The following is a 16,184-nucleotide window of genomic DNA, read 5'->3' as shown; positions in this document are numbered from 1 at the left end:
CCAAGCTGAAAAAGTTCCTTATTATGTGTTATACAAAGGAGATGATTTGTTGAAATTAATGTGGAATTATACAAAAAAATATAAGAAGTTGGTCTTCTTAAATTTTATTTGTGTATTTGGTTTTATTTTGATTGAGTTAGGGTTACCAACTATTTTAGCTCAAATGATTGACAAGGGAATTGCACAAAATGATTTTGAAGTAGTAAAACGATATGGGGTACTCATGCTCGTGATTTGTTTAATTGGTTTAGTAGCGCTGATATTCTTAGCCTACTGCGGAAGTAAGATCACCACAGGAATTGTTCGAGATATCCGGGACGATCTTTTTGAAAAAACACAATCATTCTCACATAGAGAGTACGATCAATTTGGCGTTTCTTCATTAGTTACAAGAACGACAAATGACGCTTTTCAAGTGATGCAATTTATGCAAATGATTCTAAGAATGGGAATGATGACCCCTTTAATGTTCATCTCAAGCTTTATTATGATTATTCGAACGAGTCCTTCTTTATCAGGCGTGGTATTTATTGCCGTACCATTCTTATTGGTAGGAGTCCTAATTATTGGGAAGAAATCGGAACCTTTATCTGAAAAGCAACAAGCTAATTTAGATGCAATTAATTTAAATTTGCGAGAAAATTTAACGGGATTACGTGTTATCCGCGCTTTTGTTAACGAGAAGTTTCAAGAATCTAGATTTAGTAAAGTAAATGGAAATTATACAGCTGTGTCAAAAAAACTATTTAAGTTAATGGCATTCGCCCAACCAGGATTTTCACTAATTTTTAACTTATTGTTTGCTTGTATTCTTTGGCTGGGAACGATTCAAATTAGTCAGAATAATTTGCAAGTTGGACAACTAATTGCATTTATTGAATATATTTTTCATGCACTGTTCTCATTTATGTTATTTGCAAATGTCTTTATGATGTATCCAAGAGCTGCCGTTTCTGCTAACCGGATTCAAGAGGTTTTAGATACAGAGGCAGTAATTACAGAAAACGAAGATGGTGTAACTGAAACAGAAACACATGGCTATTTAACTTTTGAAAATGTAACGTTTGCTTATCCTGGAAATACTGAAACGCCTGTCATCCGTGATGTAAGTTTTAGTTCGAAACCTGGTGAAACGATTGCGTTTATTGGAAGTACAGGTAGTGGGAAATCAACTCTTATCCAGTTAATTCCACGTTTCTATGATGTGACAAGAGGCCGGATTTTATTAGATGGTGTTGATGTTCGTGATTATAAATTAAGTGCGTTACGTCAAAAAATTGGTTTTATTCCTCAAAAGGCGCTTTTATTTACAGGAACGATTGCTGAAAATATGCGTTATGGAAAGTGGAATGCAACAACAAAGGAATTGGAAGAAGCATCTGATATTGCTCAAGCAAAAGAGTTTATTTCTCTTAAACCGAAGCAGTTTGATGAGTTACTAGCAGAAGGTGGAAGCAACATGTCTGGTGGACAAAAACAACGTTTGTCAATTGCCAGAGCGATTGTTAAAAAACCTGATGTTTATATTTTTGATGATAGTTTCTCAGCATTAGATTATCAAACAGATGCTAATTTACGTGCTCGTTTGCGAGATGAAACTTTAGATGCAACAGTCTTAATCGTTGCGCAACGTGTGGGTACAATTATGCATGCAGATAAAATATTAGTGTTAAATGAGGGTGAAGTAGTTGGTAGTGGTACCCATCAAGAATTGTTGAAGACTTGTGATGTTTATTATGATATAGCTTCTTCCCAGTTATCGAAGGAGGAATTAGCATGAGAAATTCACTTGGATCGATTAAACGGATAGGTTCATATATTAAACCTTATAAAATTGGTTTTATTGTAGCGCTACTTTTAACGGTTATCTGTATGTTTGCCAATGCTCTTCAACCATTTATTATGGGCCTTATTTTGACAGAGGTGGGGCATAATGTTGCGGATATTGCAAATGGTGTTGCAGGAGCAGCGATTAATTTTCCATATGTAATAGAAATTATTATATATATGTTGATTATTGCATTGGTTTATCAAATTACAATGTACGCATCTGCTTGGTTAATGACAAATGTGGTGCAAAATACAATGCGTGATTTAAGAGCAGACATAGATAATAAAATTAATCGTCTGCCAGTTTCATATTTTGACAAAAATCAACAAGGGAATATCTTAAGTCGAGTGACAAATGATGTTGATGCTATCAGTAATGCGATGCAACAAAGCTTGATTCAAATTGTTAATTCTGTTTTGGGAATTGTATTTGCTGTTGGTATGATGTTAGTTCTTTCAATACCATTGGCTCTAATTTTAATTGTTACCATTCCTGTATCTATTTTGATTTCTAAATTTGTCGTAAATAAATCGCAACCTTATTTTAAAGGACAACAAAAATCTTTAGGTGAACTGAATGGATATGTTCAAGAGAGTTTTAGTGGATTTTCTGTAATCAAATTATATGGAAAAGAAGCTGATACATTGAAAGAATTTAAAGAAATCAATCATCGTTTAGCTAGTTTTGGCTTTAAAGCAGCATTTATTTCTGGTATTATGATGCCTTTAGTTGGGTTAGTTTCCAATCTTGGCTATATTGGAGTGGCAGTTTTTGGTGGATATGCAGTTATTCAAGGAACTCTAACTTTAGGTAATTTGCAAGCTTTCACACAGTATGTTTGGCAAATAAACCAACCGATTTCACAAATTACTCAACTTTCTGGGGTTTTACAAAGTGCAGCAGCTGCAACAGGTCGAGTATTTGAAATTTTAGATGAGCCTGAAGAGAAACCAGATCAAGTCCAACGTCCACTTCCTGAAAAAGTTGAAGGAAATGTGAGTTTTGAACATGTGCAATTTGGTTATAATAAGAGCAATCCTTTAATTAAAGACTTAAATGTCGAAGTGAAAAGTGGTCAAACAGTCGCAATTGTTGGACCAACTGGAGCTGGGAAGACAACTTTAATTAATTTATTGATGCGCTTTTACGATGTTGATCAAGGAGCAATAAAAATAGATGGCATTGATACAAAAGAGATGTCTCGCGCTGATGTGCGTTCACAATTTGGGATGGTGTTACAGGACGCGTGGTTATACAATGCAAGTATTTCGGATAATATTCGTTTTGGTAAATTAGATGCGACTGAGTATGAAGTGGTTGATGCTGCAAAAACAGCCAATGTTGATCATTTTATCCGTACATTGCCAAATGGATACGACATGATTTTAAACCAAGAAGCGTCAAATATTTCATTGGGACAAAAACAGCTATTAACTATTGCTCGTGCGGTAATTTCAAATCCTAAAATTCTTATTTTAGATGAAGCGACAAGTTCAGTTGATACTCGTTTAGAAGCTTTAATTCAAAAAGCTATGAAACGAGTGATGGAGGGTCGTACAAGTTTTGTCATTGCTCATAGATTGTCGACAATTCGCGATGCTGATTTAATTTTAGTGATGGATCAAGGCGAGATTATTGAACAAGGAACACATGAAAGTTTATTAGCTAAAGGCGGATTTTATGAGAAATTGTATAATAGCCAATTTAGTGAAGAAGCTGAATAAAAAAATTCTAGTCAGAGACAGTTAGTCTGTTTCTGACTTTTTTTGTATCTTGTTTAGTTTTAAGAATGGGCAATTTAATTGAAATTAACGTATACTAGGAGTAGTTATTGTGAAGGAGGAGTTCAAATGGAAACATCTGAATGGATAAAAAATGAGTTGAGAAAACTAGCAGTAGATGAAAAAAGTACTTTTTTAGTGAATGAAACACTTGCTTATATAGATGAAATAAAATCGGATAATGAAAGTTTACAGATTGCCTTAGAAGGGGAGCTGTGGAGTCCTAAAAAATGGAATGAAAAGCCGAAGCCTTAATTAGAAAAAGAAGTTTTGCGCTTTCAGTAAAAAACAGGTAAAATAGATTGTGCAGGAAAAAAATAGAATTAGGTGGAGAATACATGCAAAAAAAAATGATTTTTTTTGATATTGATGGTACCTTACTAACAGATGAAAAAAAAGTATTGCCGAGCACAAAAGAAGCACTGAAACAATTGAAAAAAAATGGACATGAAGTTGCAATTGCAACAGGTCGAAATTTATTTTTAGCTCGTGATGTAATTGAAGAATTAGACTTCGAAAATTATATTGTCTGTAATGGAGCTGCAGGCTATTTTCAACATGAGCTTGTTTATGAAAATACCTTGAATGCAGCTGAATATCAACGTTTAATTCAAGTAGCAGATCAAAATAGACATCAATTAGTTTACCAATCACCAGAATTATTGCGGAGAAGAGATGCAGAGGCAGATTTTATGATGTCAGAGGCAATGCGCAGTATTGATTTTGGCGTTCCTGAATATGATCGGGATTTCTATCAAAACAATACATTGTATCAAAGTTTAATTTTTTATGGTACAGATGATCATGCACTTTATGAAAGTGGTCAATTTCCACAATTCCGCTTTGTAAGATGGCATGATTTTGGTGTTGATATTTTACCTCACGATGGATCTAAGGCGAATACAGCCTTAAAAATGGCCCAATCAAAAGGGATTGCTGTTGAAGATACACTGGCTTTTGGGGATGGTTTAAATGATTTAGAACTATTAACAAAAGTGGGAGTTGGTGTCGCAATGGGAAATGCTTTTGAAGAAGTAAAATTGCGTGCGAATAAAGTGACTAAAAACAATAATGAAGATGGAATTGCTCTTGCATTAGAAGAGCTAAATCTGATATAATTACGATTGTTCGATAAGTTAATTCTTGTCGAATGATGGGGGCATAGCTCAGCTGGGAGAGCGTTTGGCTGGCAGCCAAAAGGTCAGGGGTTCGATCCCCCTTGTTTCCATTATAGATTTTAATAAGGAGTTAGAAAAGCTTTCGTGAAGCTGTTTACGAGTCTTTTCTAACTCTTTTTTAACAGGTTGTTTATTTCGTTGGGTTTTTGACTAGTTAGTAAATGATTGAATTGCATAGAAACTCACCCACTTAACTCTCTTTAATTTTGTTTGTCGAGTAATTGTTAGGTATAATGACTATAGACAATAAATTAGCTATCCTATATAAGAACGGATACCAAAGCTTTATAAAGGCAACCAAATTTTACTTTAGGGAGGTCCATAGCATGTCAACTAATTTTATTATTTGGTTAGTTAGCACAATTATAATAACGATTATTGTGGGAGTAATCATTTTTAAAAAGTTAAAAAAATAAAATTATAAGTGCTGTTACTTTTTAAAATAGATTATATTTTATAAAGAGACTTGGAATCAATCTGTAAAGATTGTTGTCTATGTCTTTTTTATTTTCTTATAAAATAGGGTACAGACTATAAAACTCAACAGTGGTTTACTTAAAATAAATCTTCTATTTTTATATGCTTAAAAATAGCCAACTTATTCGGCATGATTTTTGAGGCTAACATAGTATTCCCAAATTTCAAATCCGAGCTCATCATGAATTTCGGAGGCACTTAAATTCCATAAGTAATGCTGAAGCTCGGTTAAACTAAGTTTATGATCTTCAAATAATTTAATTAGTCTCATTAATTATAAAATGCTCCCTTCTTATTTATACCTTTATTAATACATGATACGAACATACGTTCCTTTTGTCAAGTCGTTTAATTAGACAATTAATTTTAAAAAAATTAATGTAAATTCTAGTAACCTAAAAGTTACTTGGTTTAAAATTTGATAAAAGTCTAACTTTGACATTATCATTTATTATCGTTACAATAAAGAGGTACCAAATATTATTGATGGGAGAGTTTTATTTATGACAATTTTACTAGAAGTTGAAAAAAGAGAAGTAAGACCTCGCTCTATTAAGAAGAGGTTACGACAAGAAGGACGAATACCTGCAGATGTTTATGGTTATAAAACAGAAAATATCGCAATCTCAATTGATGAGAAAATTTTACAAAAAGCGTTGAGAAAAAATGGTCAAAATGCAGTTTACACAATTGATATTGATGGAAAAAAAATGAATGTTCTATTAATGGAAGAACAGACTGATGCTTTAAGCGGAAAATGGATTTACGTAGATTTTGTGTCCGTAGATATGAAAGAGCTTACAGAAGTTGAGGCTCAAATCGTGTTGATTAACGATGCTGTAGGAGTAAAACAAGGTGGAATGTTAAATCAAACTTTATATTCTACGTTAGTATCTGCAACACCAGATAAATTACCTGAAACAATTGAAGTTGATGTTTCTAAGTTAGAAATTGGACAGTCAATTACAATTGGAGACTTAAAAGAAAATAAAGACTATACTATATTAGCTGATAAAGAAGAACAGATTGCTGCTGTTGAAGAACGTGTAGTAGCGCCTGAACCAGAAGCTGAAGAAACAACTACTGTAGAATAAAAAGAAAGCCGTAAGACCAGTACATTGGTTTTACGGCTTTTTTTGATTGGTTTGGTCTTTTAATGAGGTGATTTCTAAAAAAGGTTCAAAATAGATTTGATGATTGGACACAATAATTCCATCAGCATATTGAACTTTATACTGTTCCAAAGCTTCAATTAAAAAATCTTCAGTAACTTCTAAATATTCAGCTGTTTCAAATAAGCTGTTGCAACCAAATTTTTTAGCTCGAACTAGTTCTATTAATGGTACTAAAAGTTCATGAGCATAACGTCGAGCCACAAGTTCTTGCTTTCTATTTTCGGTAACCTGTTGGTCAAGAATATTCCCAACATTTTTAATGCCATGTCCATATTCTTCAGCAAGAATACATTTTTTTTCGATTTCACTTTGAGTTTCTTCAATTAGAATAGTTCCATTACTAAAAAATCCATAGCTACCAGTTTGCTCAATCAAAGGAACTTCATAAACTGAAAATTCTTCGGAAACATAATTTAAGAGTTGCTCATAATTCAAAATGAATCACCTTCAATCCTTTTGTTCTTTTTGACTAATAATAAAATCGATGTAGTGGTTGATATTTTCTATATCTTCCTTAGATAGCTTTTTGTTTGTATTTGCCATATGAGCTGCAACTGTATTAATTTGATCAAAATTTAGTTTGTTTTCTTCAGATGGAAATCCATACATTAAAGTTTCGATATCAACATTAAAAATCTCACTCATGATAGCTAAATCTTTAGCTAGAGGAGTATTTGCTCCGCTAATCCACTTAGAAACAGCACTTTCACTTTTCCCTAGTAATTCCCCTAAATGTTTTCTGGTCATTTTCTGTTGCTGTAAAAAATAATCAATCATTTCTCCCACAATTAACTGTTTTTTCATAGAAGTATCCTCTTTCTATTATGATAGGTTAAGTATAACTTAAACTTGATTATAAATCAATTTTATTATCTATATATTGATTATAAATCTCTTTTTCATTGACATCGGATTTTAAATCAAGTATATTGAGAGTGTAAATAAATTTATAAGGCATATTTATAAGGTTGATTAAGAAAAAGACTTGATTTTAAATCATAAGAATAGGAGTGGTATTAATGGTAACTTTATTTGATGAAATAAATAAAGAAAAAACAAAAATAGCAGCTGAGGAAGTTTTGATGCAGTATCGAAAATTAAAAATGATTTCAAAACGAGAAATTCAAAAAAGGATGATTAATACCTACAACCGTTCATCCTCTGATGAAGAATCGGATATAACTAAACGTAAAGTAAGCGCGAAAATATACGCGGAAGAAGAAACAGAACGTATTGAACGTGCAGTAGAGTCTATTCCAAATGAAAAGCAAAGAATGGTAATTGAAGAACGTTATTTAAAAGGTTTTGAAAAATATGATTCAGAATGTAGCTTTAATTTGGATATGCCTACTAGCTCCTATTCAAATTATAAAGCTGCTGGTTTAATTGCTGTTGCTTGGGCACTTGGGTGTGAAGAATACTGAAATACAAGTAGAGTTATAATAGAATATAGTTTATAAAAAGCATTAGATTTGTTGAAACATATCTAATGCTTTTTTTATTTTTAAAACGATTTAAATAAATATAATTTTGAAAAAATTTGGAAGAAAGTTGTAAAGAATTAGTAAGCAATTTATCTAAGAAAATTGATAGGATAGTAGTATCAAAGAGTTAAAGAAATAAGCAAATAGAGTCAGAACTAAATCAGAGTAGAGATGTTGCAAAAGAATTCATTACCTCTTTGATAAATGAATTTAATCTAGAAAGTTACTTTCATTGTTTATTGATATTTTAACAAGGCTAATTCTTATGAGACAGCCCTTCGGGAAAAAAGATAAATTCCAGTAAAAGTAAAAATCTTTTCTTGGGATGTTCTATTCTTCATTCGAAACTGGACGAACTCAACAAGCTTTTGGTAGCAACAATTTTTTTAAGAAAGGAGGAGTTAGATGTTCACAAATATTTTACAAGAAATAGGTGCGTTCTTATTTGGCGGAAGCATGCCAATTCTGCGTGTTTATTTATTGGCAGTGTTTATTGATCTAGTAACAGGTTACATTAAGGCACTAAAAAATCATAACTGGCGTTCGGCGATTAATTGCTGGGGTATCTTAACTAAATTAACGACTATATTTGCCATTATTTCAGCAGCAATATTAGATGCAATTGGTCCATTTTTTGGAATCCAAATTCCAATTAATATTGCTCTTTGGGCAACTGGATTTTTAATTTTGTATGAAATTGGTAGCATTTTAGAAAATTTTGGAGAAATGGGAATTAAATTAGGTTTTATCAAAAAATATTTAGGTATTTTTACAGATCAAATGAATGGAAAGGATGAGGATAAGTGAGTCGAATATTAGATATTTCTGAGTGGCAAGTGCCTACTACTATTGACTATCAAAAGGTAGCGCAAGGGCTCGATTTAGTTATTGTGCGAGTTCAATACGGAAGTAATTATATAGATAAATATTACCAAACTCATATCCGTGAATTTAAGAAATATGGGATTCCAGTTGCTGTTTATGCTTGGGTACGAGGTGTAAATCGTATCGATATGGAGCAAGAGGCAAATGATTTTTATCAACGAGCTAAAGAATTTAATCCTTGTTTTTGGTGGTTGGATGTAGAAGAGCAATCAATGATAGATATGCGAGAAGGCTGTAGTGTGTATCTGCAGAAATTAAAAGCTTTGGGAGCAAAACGTGTGGGCATTTATATTGCTCATCATCTATATAAAAAATTCAATTTAAATGTAGCTGAGGCTGACGGGATTTGGATTCCTCACTATGGATTGAATAATGGTACACCTAACAGTCAGCCTGAATTTGCTTGTGATTTGCATCAATATACATCCGTTGGTAAACTATTAGGCTATAATGGACATCTAGATTTAAATCGACTGTTAGGGTCGAGAAATATAGAATGGTTTACAGATGCAACAAAGAGTAACAATAGTTTGCCAAATCAGGAGGCTGCTTCAAAAATTTCAGTTGGCGCCCAAGTTAATGTTCAATCATTTGCTACGCATTATGCAACAGGAGAATCTATTCCGGATTGGGTTAAAAATTCTTCGTATAAGGTAATTGAAATACGTCAAAAAAAACAATCAAATTCAGAGTATCAGTATTTAATGAGTTCTATTAACTCTTGGGTATTGGAGCAAGATATTAAAGTGGAGGGGACCTCCCAAAAAGGTAATGTATACGTTGTTCAAAACGGAGATAACTTGTGGTCTATTGCGGAGAAGGTCTATGGTGTAGGTGCTGATTATCCAAAACTAAAAGCTAAAAATGGATTAACTTCAGATATCATTCAACCAAACCAACATATTAATTACTAAAAAAACATGAAAGAGCCGCTATCCGGTTCTTTCATGTTTTTTATTGAGATATTAGCCTTCGTCAACAGTACTTTCATCCATATAGACAATTTCCCATAAATGTCCATCTAAATCTTGAAAACTTCTTGAGTACATAAAACCTAAATCAGAAGGTTCATTTGTAATTTTAGCACCAGCTTTTATGGCATTGTCAACTAGCTCATCAACTGTAGCTCGTGTATCTGCAGAAAGTGCAACGATGACCTCTGAATCTGTAGTGGTGTTAGGAATTTCTTTTTTTGTAAACCCTTTAAAATATGGTTTTACCAAGAGCATTGCAAAAATTGAGTCACTAATAATCATACATGTTGCATTTTCATCAGTAAATTGTGGGTTAAACGTATATCCTAATTGTGTGAAAAATTCAACTGAACGGTCTAAATTTTCAACAGGTAAATTAACAAAAATTTTATTTGTTTTACTAGACATAGAGGCACCTCTTCTTTTTTTATTAGTGTATTACACTGATAAAATAACATATTCATTCAATTGTTGTCAAAGGATTCGCATTACACTTGTAAATAAAAAAAGTTTGATTTCTGTTTAGAAACCAAACTTTTTTATTAAGGCTAGCTCTTATGAGCCAACTCCTCGAGAAAAAGATAAAAATTCGAGAGGACAAAAAGCGTCCTATCAATTTTCCCTATTTTCTTACCGGAGCTAACCGGCTCAACAAGCTTTTTATCAAGGCCAGCTCTTATGAGCTAGCTCCTCGAGAAAAAGATAAAAACTCGAGAGTACAAAAAGCGTCCTCTCAATTTTTCCTATTCTCTTATCGGAGCTAACCGGCTCAACGAGCTTTTTATTTAAGAAATCAAAGTCACATCATTTTCGACTTTATAGGGATCATCAGGGTTAATATGGTCATAAAACATGATGCCGTTAATATGATCAATTTCGTGTTGAACAACAATTGCGGCATAATTTTTCAAACGTAATTTGTGTTCGTTACCTTCTATATCAAAGTATTGTAGGGTGATTCTTGTGTGGCGTACAACGTATCCTGGAACTTCACGATCAACAGAAAGGCAACCTTCTCCTTCAGAAAGGCAAGAGTTTTGAACAGAATGGCTAATAATTTTTGGATTAATCATCACGGTACTCAATTGAGGCTCTGGATTTTCTTCAGTTCCTGGAATGTGTACGGCAATGATGCGTTTTTTTACATCTAGTTGAGGTGCGGCTAATCCAACTCCCCCTCGTAAATTGTATTTTTCGCTAAGATCAGGATCTTGGCTGTTAACCAAAAACTCCATCATTTCTGCTGTTAATTTTAATTCTTGATCTGTTAATGGAAAGTCAACATGAGCAGCTGACTCACGTAAAGTGGGATGGCCTTCCCGAATAATATCATCCATTGTTATCATAGTAGTCTTCACTCCTGTAGTTTAATTTTCAGTGTTGTGTAATTTGTACATCTTAATTATTTTAACAGTATTCACGGGAAAATGCACGATTTTCAAAAATATGCTATAGTTTAGTTATATTTTTCTTTCCATTATTAAAAAATTATGAGATAATGATGAGAAGTTGAAAAGCACATAGAAGAATGTCTTAAATGATATCATAGCTGTACAAATAATTTTTAGGGGTGACACAATGGAAAAAGCAAAAGAATATATTGCAGCAGTGTACAAGAAAGTTGAAGAAAGAGATCCGCATCAGGTAGAGTTTTTACAAGCAGTGAAAGAATTTTTTGACACGATTGAACCTGTTTTAGTTCGTCATCCCAAGATGATTGAAGAAAATATTTTAGAACGAATTGTGGAACCTGAAAGACTCATTCAATTTAGAGTACCATGGACGGATGATGAAGGAAATGTTCAAGTAAATCGCGCATTTCGTGCTCAATTTAGTTCAGCTATTGGGCCATACAAAGGTGGTCTTCGTTTTCACCCTAGTGTAAACCAAAGTATTGTAAAATTTTTAGGATTTGAGCAAATCTTTAAAAACAGCTTAACTGGTTTACCAATTGGCGGTGGCAAAGGCGGAAGTGATTTTAATCCAAAAGGTAAATCTGATTTTGAAGTCATGCGTTTTTGTCAAAGCTTTATGACGGAGCTACAAAAATATATTGGGCCAGATACAGATGTTCCAGCAGGAGATATCGGTGTTGGTGGACGTGAAATCGGCTATTTATTTGGTCAGTATAAAAAATTAAATGGTTTTGGTGCAGGTGTTTTAACGGGTAAACCAATTCCAATGGGTGGTAGTTTAGCTAGAACGGAAGCAACAGGTTATGGTTTAGTTTACTTTACAAATGAAATGTTAAAAGATGTAGGTAGAACATTTAAAGGTCAAAAAGTAGTTGTTTCTGGTAGTGGAAATGTAGCTATTTATGCCATTGAAAAAGTTCATCAATTAGGAGGGACAGTTATTGCTTGTTCCGATTCTGATGGTTACATCCTTGATTTAGAAGGTATCAATGCTGAAACAGTGAAACGTTTGAAAGAAGTAGAGCGGAAACGTATTTCAGAATACGTTAACGAGCATACTAGCGCCGAATATATAGAAGGAAGCATTTGGGAATTAGAAAATGAGTTCCAAATTGCATTACCATCGGCTACACAAAATGAAATTAATGGAATTACGGCTAAAAAATTAGTTGCGCAAGGCGTTTATGCAGTTGCAGAAGGTGCGAATATGCCAAGTGATTTAGAAGCGATTAAGGTTTATCAAGAACATGGTGTCTTATACGGCCCTGCAAAAGCAGCAAATGCTGGTGGAGTAGCTGTTTCAGCTTTGGAGATGAGCCAAAATAGTATTCGATTAAGTTGGACATTTGAAGAAGTTGATGATCGCTTAAAAGATATTATGGCGACGATTTATCAACAATGTCGTGATGTTGCGAAAGAATATGGTGTTGAAGGGGACTTCGTCAGCGGTGCAAATATTGCTGGGTTCCTTAAAGTAGCTGAAGCAATGTTGTCTCAAGGTGTTGTTTAATTAAAAAATAGTCTAACAGACCACTCTCTTAAATTTTCAGAGAGTGGTCTGTTATTTTAGTTAAGAGTATCTCCAATAAATTTTTTCGGCTTGACTTAATTTTTTATTTGATGTACATTGAAAGGGAAGTAAGAATTGAATACACGCTTCTGTTAGGTGAGGCTCCTATATGGAAAATGCTGCTGCCCTGCACATATCGAGAGACATGTGTAGCAAAATGTTTAACATCTTATAATAAGATGGAATGGGTCAACAGAAATGGTCGAATTAAGGTCATTTTTAATGTAGCTGATGAATAATCTACGCCATATAGTGCTAAAGCTCAATGATGGAGAATACTACTAGTTTTTTTGCGCTAGTTTCAAGTATTTATATGAAAATTGTTTGTTTTTGATGAACTTTTTAGCATGCCCTCTATGATTGTAGGGGCATGCTTTTTCTATAGTCTAATTTTCTAACGAGTGGATCAGGACTTACAGCAAAAGAAAAGTGTGTGAATGATAATTAGTAGCAAGCTTTTCAAAAAATACATAAAAAAGAGAGGTGAGTATGATGGAAAAACCAAGTCAAAAAGATAGTTCAGACCCAGGAAGTCAGAGGTTGCAAGAAAAGTTAATTAAGTTTCATTGTACTCACTTGTCTATTTAGATACGTTTGTATCAAAGATGCCAGCTTTTCTTGCTTATGAAAGCGAGGAAACCAAAATGATGATGAATAGAAAAACTCAAATTAAGACAGAAAAAAAATCTAAAGACAACGAATTGAAAAAATTAGGCTATTTACAAGAAGAAGAAGTACTGAGCCAATTTGGCACTAGTCTAGCAGGATTAACAGAAGATGAAGCTAAAAACCGGTTAGAAAAATACGGTCCCAATGAGGTTGCATCACAAAAACCAACTCCTTGGTTTATATTATTAATTGAAGCTTTTAAAGATCCCTTTGTATACGTGTTAATGCTTTTATTAGTCGTTTCGGCTCTGACTAATGATGTTGAAGCTAGTATTGTGATGGGGTTAATGATTTTATTTAGTGCAGGAATTCGCTTTGTTCAGGAATATCGCTCACAAAAAGCTAGTTTAGCATTAAAAGAATTAATTGAAACAACTTGTGCGGTTACTCGAGATGGAGAGACTAGGGAACTGCCGATTGATGAAGTTGTTCCAGGAGATATTGTCGTTCTTTCCACAGGTGATATGATTCCAGCAGATGCTCGTTTGATTTGGACAAAAGATTTATTTGTGAATCAATCTTCCTTAACAGGTGAATCGATGCCTGTTGAAAAATTTGTACGTATAGATGACCATGTAGCTGATAAAGATGAAACGGCGCTAGATTTACACAATTTAGCCTTTATGGGAACAGATGTGTTAAGTGGTCAAGGCAGAGTGGTTATTTTAAAAACAGGAGGAGAGACCTTCTTTGGCGATATCGCCTCTAATGTTTCTGAAAAAAGAGGAGAGACAGGATTTGATCGCGGCGTGACAAACGTAAGTAAATTATTAATTCGTTTTATGTTAGTTATGGTGCCAATTGTTTTTCTAATTAATGGTTTAACCAAAGGGGATTGGGGAGAAGCATTCTTCTTTTCAATTGCAATAGCAGTAGGTTTAACCCCAGAAATGTTGCCAATGATTATTACTAGTAATCTAGCAAAAGGTGCAATAGCTATGTCGAAGAAAAAAGTTATTGTTAAAGAGTTAAATGCAATTCAAAACTTAGGTGCGATGGATATTTTGTGTACGGATAAGACCGGCACAATTACAGAAGATAAAGTTGTATTAGTGCGCCATGTAAATCCCGTTGGAGATGACTGTGAGCGCGTCCTTGAATTGGCTTATTTAAATTCTAATTATCAAACGGGTTGGAAAAATTTAATGGATCATGCTGTTATTCAGTATTTTTCTGAAAATCGTGAAAATTTTGCTATTGGCGAAGTCGAAAAAATTGATGAAATACCATTCGATTTTTCTAGAAGACGTTTAACAGTTGCTGTGAATAATCAAGGACATCAAGTGATGGTTACAAAAGGCGCGGTTGAAGAAATGATGAAAATCTGTTCTTTTGTAGAATTAAATGATGAGATAGTACCATTGACTAAAGAGTTAATGGATCGCATGATGGATGTTAGTATAAAAATGAATGAAAGTGGTATGCGCGTCTTAGGAGTTGCATACAAAAATGATGTCCATGATACAGCTATCTATTCAATTGAAGATGAAAATGAAATGATTTTAGCTGGCTTTATGGGGTTTCTTGATCCAGCTAAAAAGTCTTCTATTACTGCGATTAAATCACTTCATGAACACGGCGTTAATGTTAAAGTTCTAACTGGAGACAACGAAATTGTGTCTAAAAAAGTTTGTCGTGATGTTGGAATAGAAGTGGGCAATGCTTTATTAGGGACACAAATTGAGAATATGAGTGACGAAGAATTAACTTTAGCAACGGAATCAACCAATTTATTTGCTAAATTAAATCCAACTCAAAAAGCACGAATTATTGCGCTATTGCAAGCTAAAGGACATACTGTTGGTTTTATGGGTGATGGAATTAACGATGCTCCAGCTTTAAGAAAAGCAGATGTAGGCATATCTGTTGATACTGCAGCTGATATAACGAAAGAAGCTAGTTCTATTATTTTACTTGAAAAAAGTTTAAACGTATTGGAAGATGGTATCTTAGAGGGTAGATCAGTTTTTGGGAATATGATGAAGTATGTCAAAATGACGATTAGCTCTAATTTTGGGAATGTTTTTAGTGTTCTTGTAGCCAGTGCCTTTCTCCCATTTTTACCAATGCTTTCAATTCAACTACTTGTGCAAAATCTAATCTATGATGTTGCTCAATTAACCATCCCTTGGGATCGTATGGATGAGGAAGATTTAATGTTGCCAGCTAAATGGGATACAAGTAACCTAATGAAATTTACGCTAAGTATCGGACCAGTCAGCTCTATTTTTGATATTTTAACCTATTTATTGATGTGGTTTGTCTTCCAAGCCAATACAGTTCAAGAGGCAGCTTTGTTCCATTCAGGTTGGTTTGTAATTGGTTTAATTACTCAAACAGTTGTGGTTCATGTTATTCGTACGAAAAAAATTCCATTTATTCAAAGCCGTGCAAGTTTCGGTGTAACAGTATCCACTATTTTAGTTATTATTGCAGCCGTTCTAATTCCAAGTAGCCCAATTGGACAAGTATTTGATTTAGTCGCTTTACCAAGTAACTACTGGCCTTGGATGATTGGTATTGTCATTGCTTACATTGTGACTGTTCAATTAGTTAAAATGCTTTATATCAAAGTCAACAAAGAATGGCTATAGGCTAGTTAAAATGAATAAATAAAGAATCAGTGATTTTCTATAGATTATCACTGGTTCTTTTTTGCATTATTATAGAAGAAAAAAACTAGTAGTAGTCATCTTTTTTTATAAAAGCATTAGAATAAAAAAATACAAAGTTGTTCCTAAAGGA

Annotated in this window: 14 protein-coding genes, 1 tRNA gene and 1 riboswitch; of the genes, 11 read left to right on the top strand and 4 right to left on the bottom strand. The window is 33.5% G+C overall.

The annotated features are described in order from the left end of the window. The first annotated feature begins 49 nt into the window (after window positions 1–49). The 6 genes from MHI00_RS10065 (at window position 50) to MHI00_RS10040 (ending at window position 6,361) form a co-directional block, all read left to right on the top strand. Window positions 50–1,780: an ABC transporter ATP-binding protein gene (locus MHI00_RS10065; protein ID WP_015076122.1), complete on the top strand. Its 1,731-nt coding sequence runs from the start codon at window positions 50–52 to the stop codon at window positions 1,778–1,780. Beyond that, window positions 1,777–3,555, top strand: a complete 1,779-nt coding sequence (locus MHI00_RS10060; RefSeq protein ID WP_015076123.1) for an ABC transporter ATP-binding protein — start codon at window positions 1,777–1,779, stop codon at window positions 3,553–3,555. Before MHI00_RS10065 ends, MHI00_RS10060 begins: the two co-directional genes overlap by 4 nt. Window positions 3,556–3,681: 126 nt before the next feature. After that, a complete protein-coding gene (locus MHI00_RS10055) occupies window positions 3,682–3,867 on the top strand; it encodes a hypothetical protein (protein ID WP_056998668.1) in 186 nt (61 codons plus the stop codon). Window positions 3,868–3,950: 83 nt separating this feature from the next. After that, a complete protein-coding gene (locus tag MHI00_RS10050; RefSeq protein ID WP_057000293.1) occupies window positions 3,951–4,730 on the top strand; it encodes a Cof-type HAD-IIB family hydrolase in 780 nt (259 codons plus the stop codon). Window positions 4,731–4,767: 37 nt separating this feature from the next. Continuing rightward, window positions 4,768–4,840, top strand: a tRNA-Ala gene (locus tag MHI00_RS10045). Window positions 4,841–5,770: 930 nt separating this feature from the next. After that, window positions 5,771–6,361 (top strand): 50S ribosomal protein L25/general stress protein Ctc, encoded by a 591-nt coding sequence (locus MHI00_RS10040; protein ID WP_010050612.1) that lies wholly within the window; start codon window positions 5,771–5,773, stop codon window positions 6,359–6,361. A gap of 30 nt (window positions 6,362–6,391) precedes the next feature. On the opposite strand, the gene MHI00_RS10035 is transcribed toward MHI00_RS10040, so the two are convergent. Both MHI00_RS10035 and MHI00_RS10030 read right to left on the bottom strand, forming a co-directional pair. Then, window positions 6,392–6,877 (bottom strand): ImmA/IrrE family metallo-endopeptidase, encoded by a 486-nt coding sequence (locus tag MHI00_RS10035; RefSeq protein WP_317911973.1) that lies wholly within the window; start codon window positions 6,875–6,877, stop codon window positions 6,392–6,394. A 12-nt stretch (window positions 6,878–6,889) separates the two neighbouring features. Continuing rightward, window positions 6,890–7,246 (bottom strand): helix-turn-helix domain-containing protein, encoded by a 357-nt coding sequence (locus MHI00_RS10030; protein ID WP_010050615.1) that lies wholly within the window; start codon window positions 7,244–7,246, stop codon window positions 6,890–6,892. A gap of 215 nt (window positions 7,247–7,461) precedes the next feature. Here MHI00_RS10030 and MHI00_RS10025 point away from each other — a divergent pair, with 215 nt between their 5' ends. The 3 genes from MHI00_RS10025 (at window position 7,462) to MHI00_RS10015 (ending at window position 9,725) form a co-directional block, all read left to right on the top strand. Then, entirely contained in the window at window positions 7,462–7,866 is a 405-nt protein-coding gene (locus MHI00_RS10025; protein ID WP_015076128.1) for an ArpU family phage packaging/lysis transcriptional regulator, read from the top strand. A gap of 465 nt (window positions 7,867–8,331) precedes the next feature. After that, complete coding sequence (locus MHI00_RS10020; RefSeq protein WP_016356407.1) at window positions 8,332–8,733, top strand: phage holin family protein; 402 nt, start codon at window positions 8,332–8,334, stop codon at window positions 8,731–8,733. After that, window positions 8,730–9,725, top strand: coding sequence for a GH25 family lysozyme (locus MHI00_RS10015; RefSeq protein WP_341113309.1), 996 nt, complete (start codon window positions 8,730–8,732; stop codon window positions 9,723–9,725). The genes MHI00_RS10020 and MHI00_RS10015 overlap by 4 nt, the downstream gene beginning before the upstream one ends. Before the next feature lie 51 nt (window positions 9,726–9,776). Here the strand turns inward: MHI00_RS10015 and MHI00_RS10010 are convergent, their stop codons facing one another. Both MHI00_RS10010 and def read right to left on the bottom strand, forming a co-directional pair. Beyond that, on the bottom strand, window positions 9,777–10,193 hold the full coding sequence (locus MHI00_RS10010; RefSeq protein WP_010054772.1) for a VOC family protein: 417 nt from the start codon (window positions 10,191–10,193) through the stop codon (window positions 9,777–9,779). A gap of 377 nt (window positions 10,194–10,570) precedes the next feature. After that, window positions 10,571–11,131 (bottom strand): peptide deformylase, encoded by a 561-nt coding sequence (def, locus tag MHI00_RS10005; protein ID WP_341113302.1) that lies wholly within the window; start codon window positions 11,129–11,131, stop codon window positions 10,571–10,573. Between the two features lie 232 nt (window positions 11,132–11,363). On the opposite strand from def, the gene gdhA reads away from it, so the two are divergent. Then, the gene (gene gdhA, locus MHI00_RS10000) at window positions 11,364–12,710 is read left to right on the top strand and encodes an NADP-specific glutamate dehydrogenase (RefSeq protein ID WP_341113299.1); all 1,347 of its coding nucleotides are present in this window, start codon (window positions 11,364–11,366) and stop codon (window positions 12,708–12,710) included. A 141-nt stretch (window positions 12,711–12,851) separates the two neighbouring features. Then, window positions 12,852–13,051: riboswitch (M-box (ykoK) riboswitch) on the top strand. A gap of 363 nt (window positions 13,052–13,414) precedes the next feature. Continuing rightward, a complete protein-coding gene (gene mgtA / locus MHI00_RS09995; RefSeq protein ID WP_315529492.1) occupies window positions 13,415–16,033 on the top strand; it encodes a magnesium-translocating P-type ATPase in 2,619 nt (872 codons plus the stop codon). Window positions 16,034–16,184 lie beyond the last annotated feature (151 nt).

The sequence above is a fragment of the Carnobacterium sp. FSL E2-0243 genome, assembly GCF_038003605.1.
GTDB lineage: Bacteria > Bacillota > Bacilli > Lactobacillales > Carnobacteriaceae > Carnobacterium > Carnobacterium maltaromaticum.
The sequence above is the reverse complement of the archived record's forward strand: the minus strand, read 5'-3'. Positions and strand labels throughout refer to the sequence as shown.

Coding starts and splice junctions, on each gene's coding strand:
- MHI00_RS10060 (WP_015076123.1), top strand. CDS start 1,777: ATGAGAAATTCACTTGGATCGATTAAACGGATAGGTTCATATATTAAA.
- MHI00_RS10055 (WP_056998668.1), top strand. CDS start 3,682: ATGGAAACATCTGAATGGATAAAAAATGAGTTGAGAAAACTAGCAGTA.
- MHI00_RS10050 (WP_057000293.1), top strand. CDS start 3,951: ATGCAAAAAAAAATGATTTTTTTTGATATTGATGGTACCTTACTAACA.
- MHI00_RS10040 (WP_010050612.1), top strand. CDS start 5,771: ATGACAATTTTACTAGAAGTTGAAAAAAGAGAAGTAAGACCTCGCTCT.
- MHI00_RS10030 (WP_010050615.1), bottom strand. CDS start 7,246: ATGAAAAAACAGTTAATTGTGGGAGAAATGATTGATTATTTTTTACAG.
- MHI00_RS10025 (WP_015076128.1), top strand. CDS start 7,462: ATGGTAACTTTATTTGATGAAATAAATAAAGAAAAAACAAAAATAGCA.
- MHI00_RS10020 (WP_016356407.1), top strand. CDS start 8,332: ATGTTCACAAATATTTTACAAGAAATAGGTGCGTTCTTATTTGGCGGA.
- MHI00_RS10010 (WP_010054772.1), bottom strand. CDS start 10,193: ATGTCTAGTAAAACAAATAAAATTTTTGTTAATTTACCTGTTGAAAAT.
- def (WP_341113302.1), bottom strand. CDS start 11,131: ATGATAACAATGGATGATATTATTCGGGAAGGCCATCCCACTTTACGT.
- gdhA (WP_341113299.1), top strand. CDS start 11,364: ATGGAAAAAGCAAAAGAATATATTGCAGCAGTGTACAAGAAAGTTGAA.
- mgtA (WP_315529492.1), top strand. CDS start 13,415: ATGATGATGAATAGAAAAACTCAAATTAAGACAGAAAAAAAATCTAAA.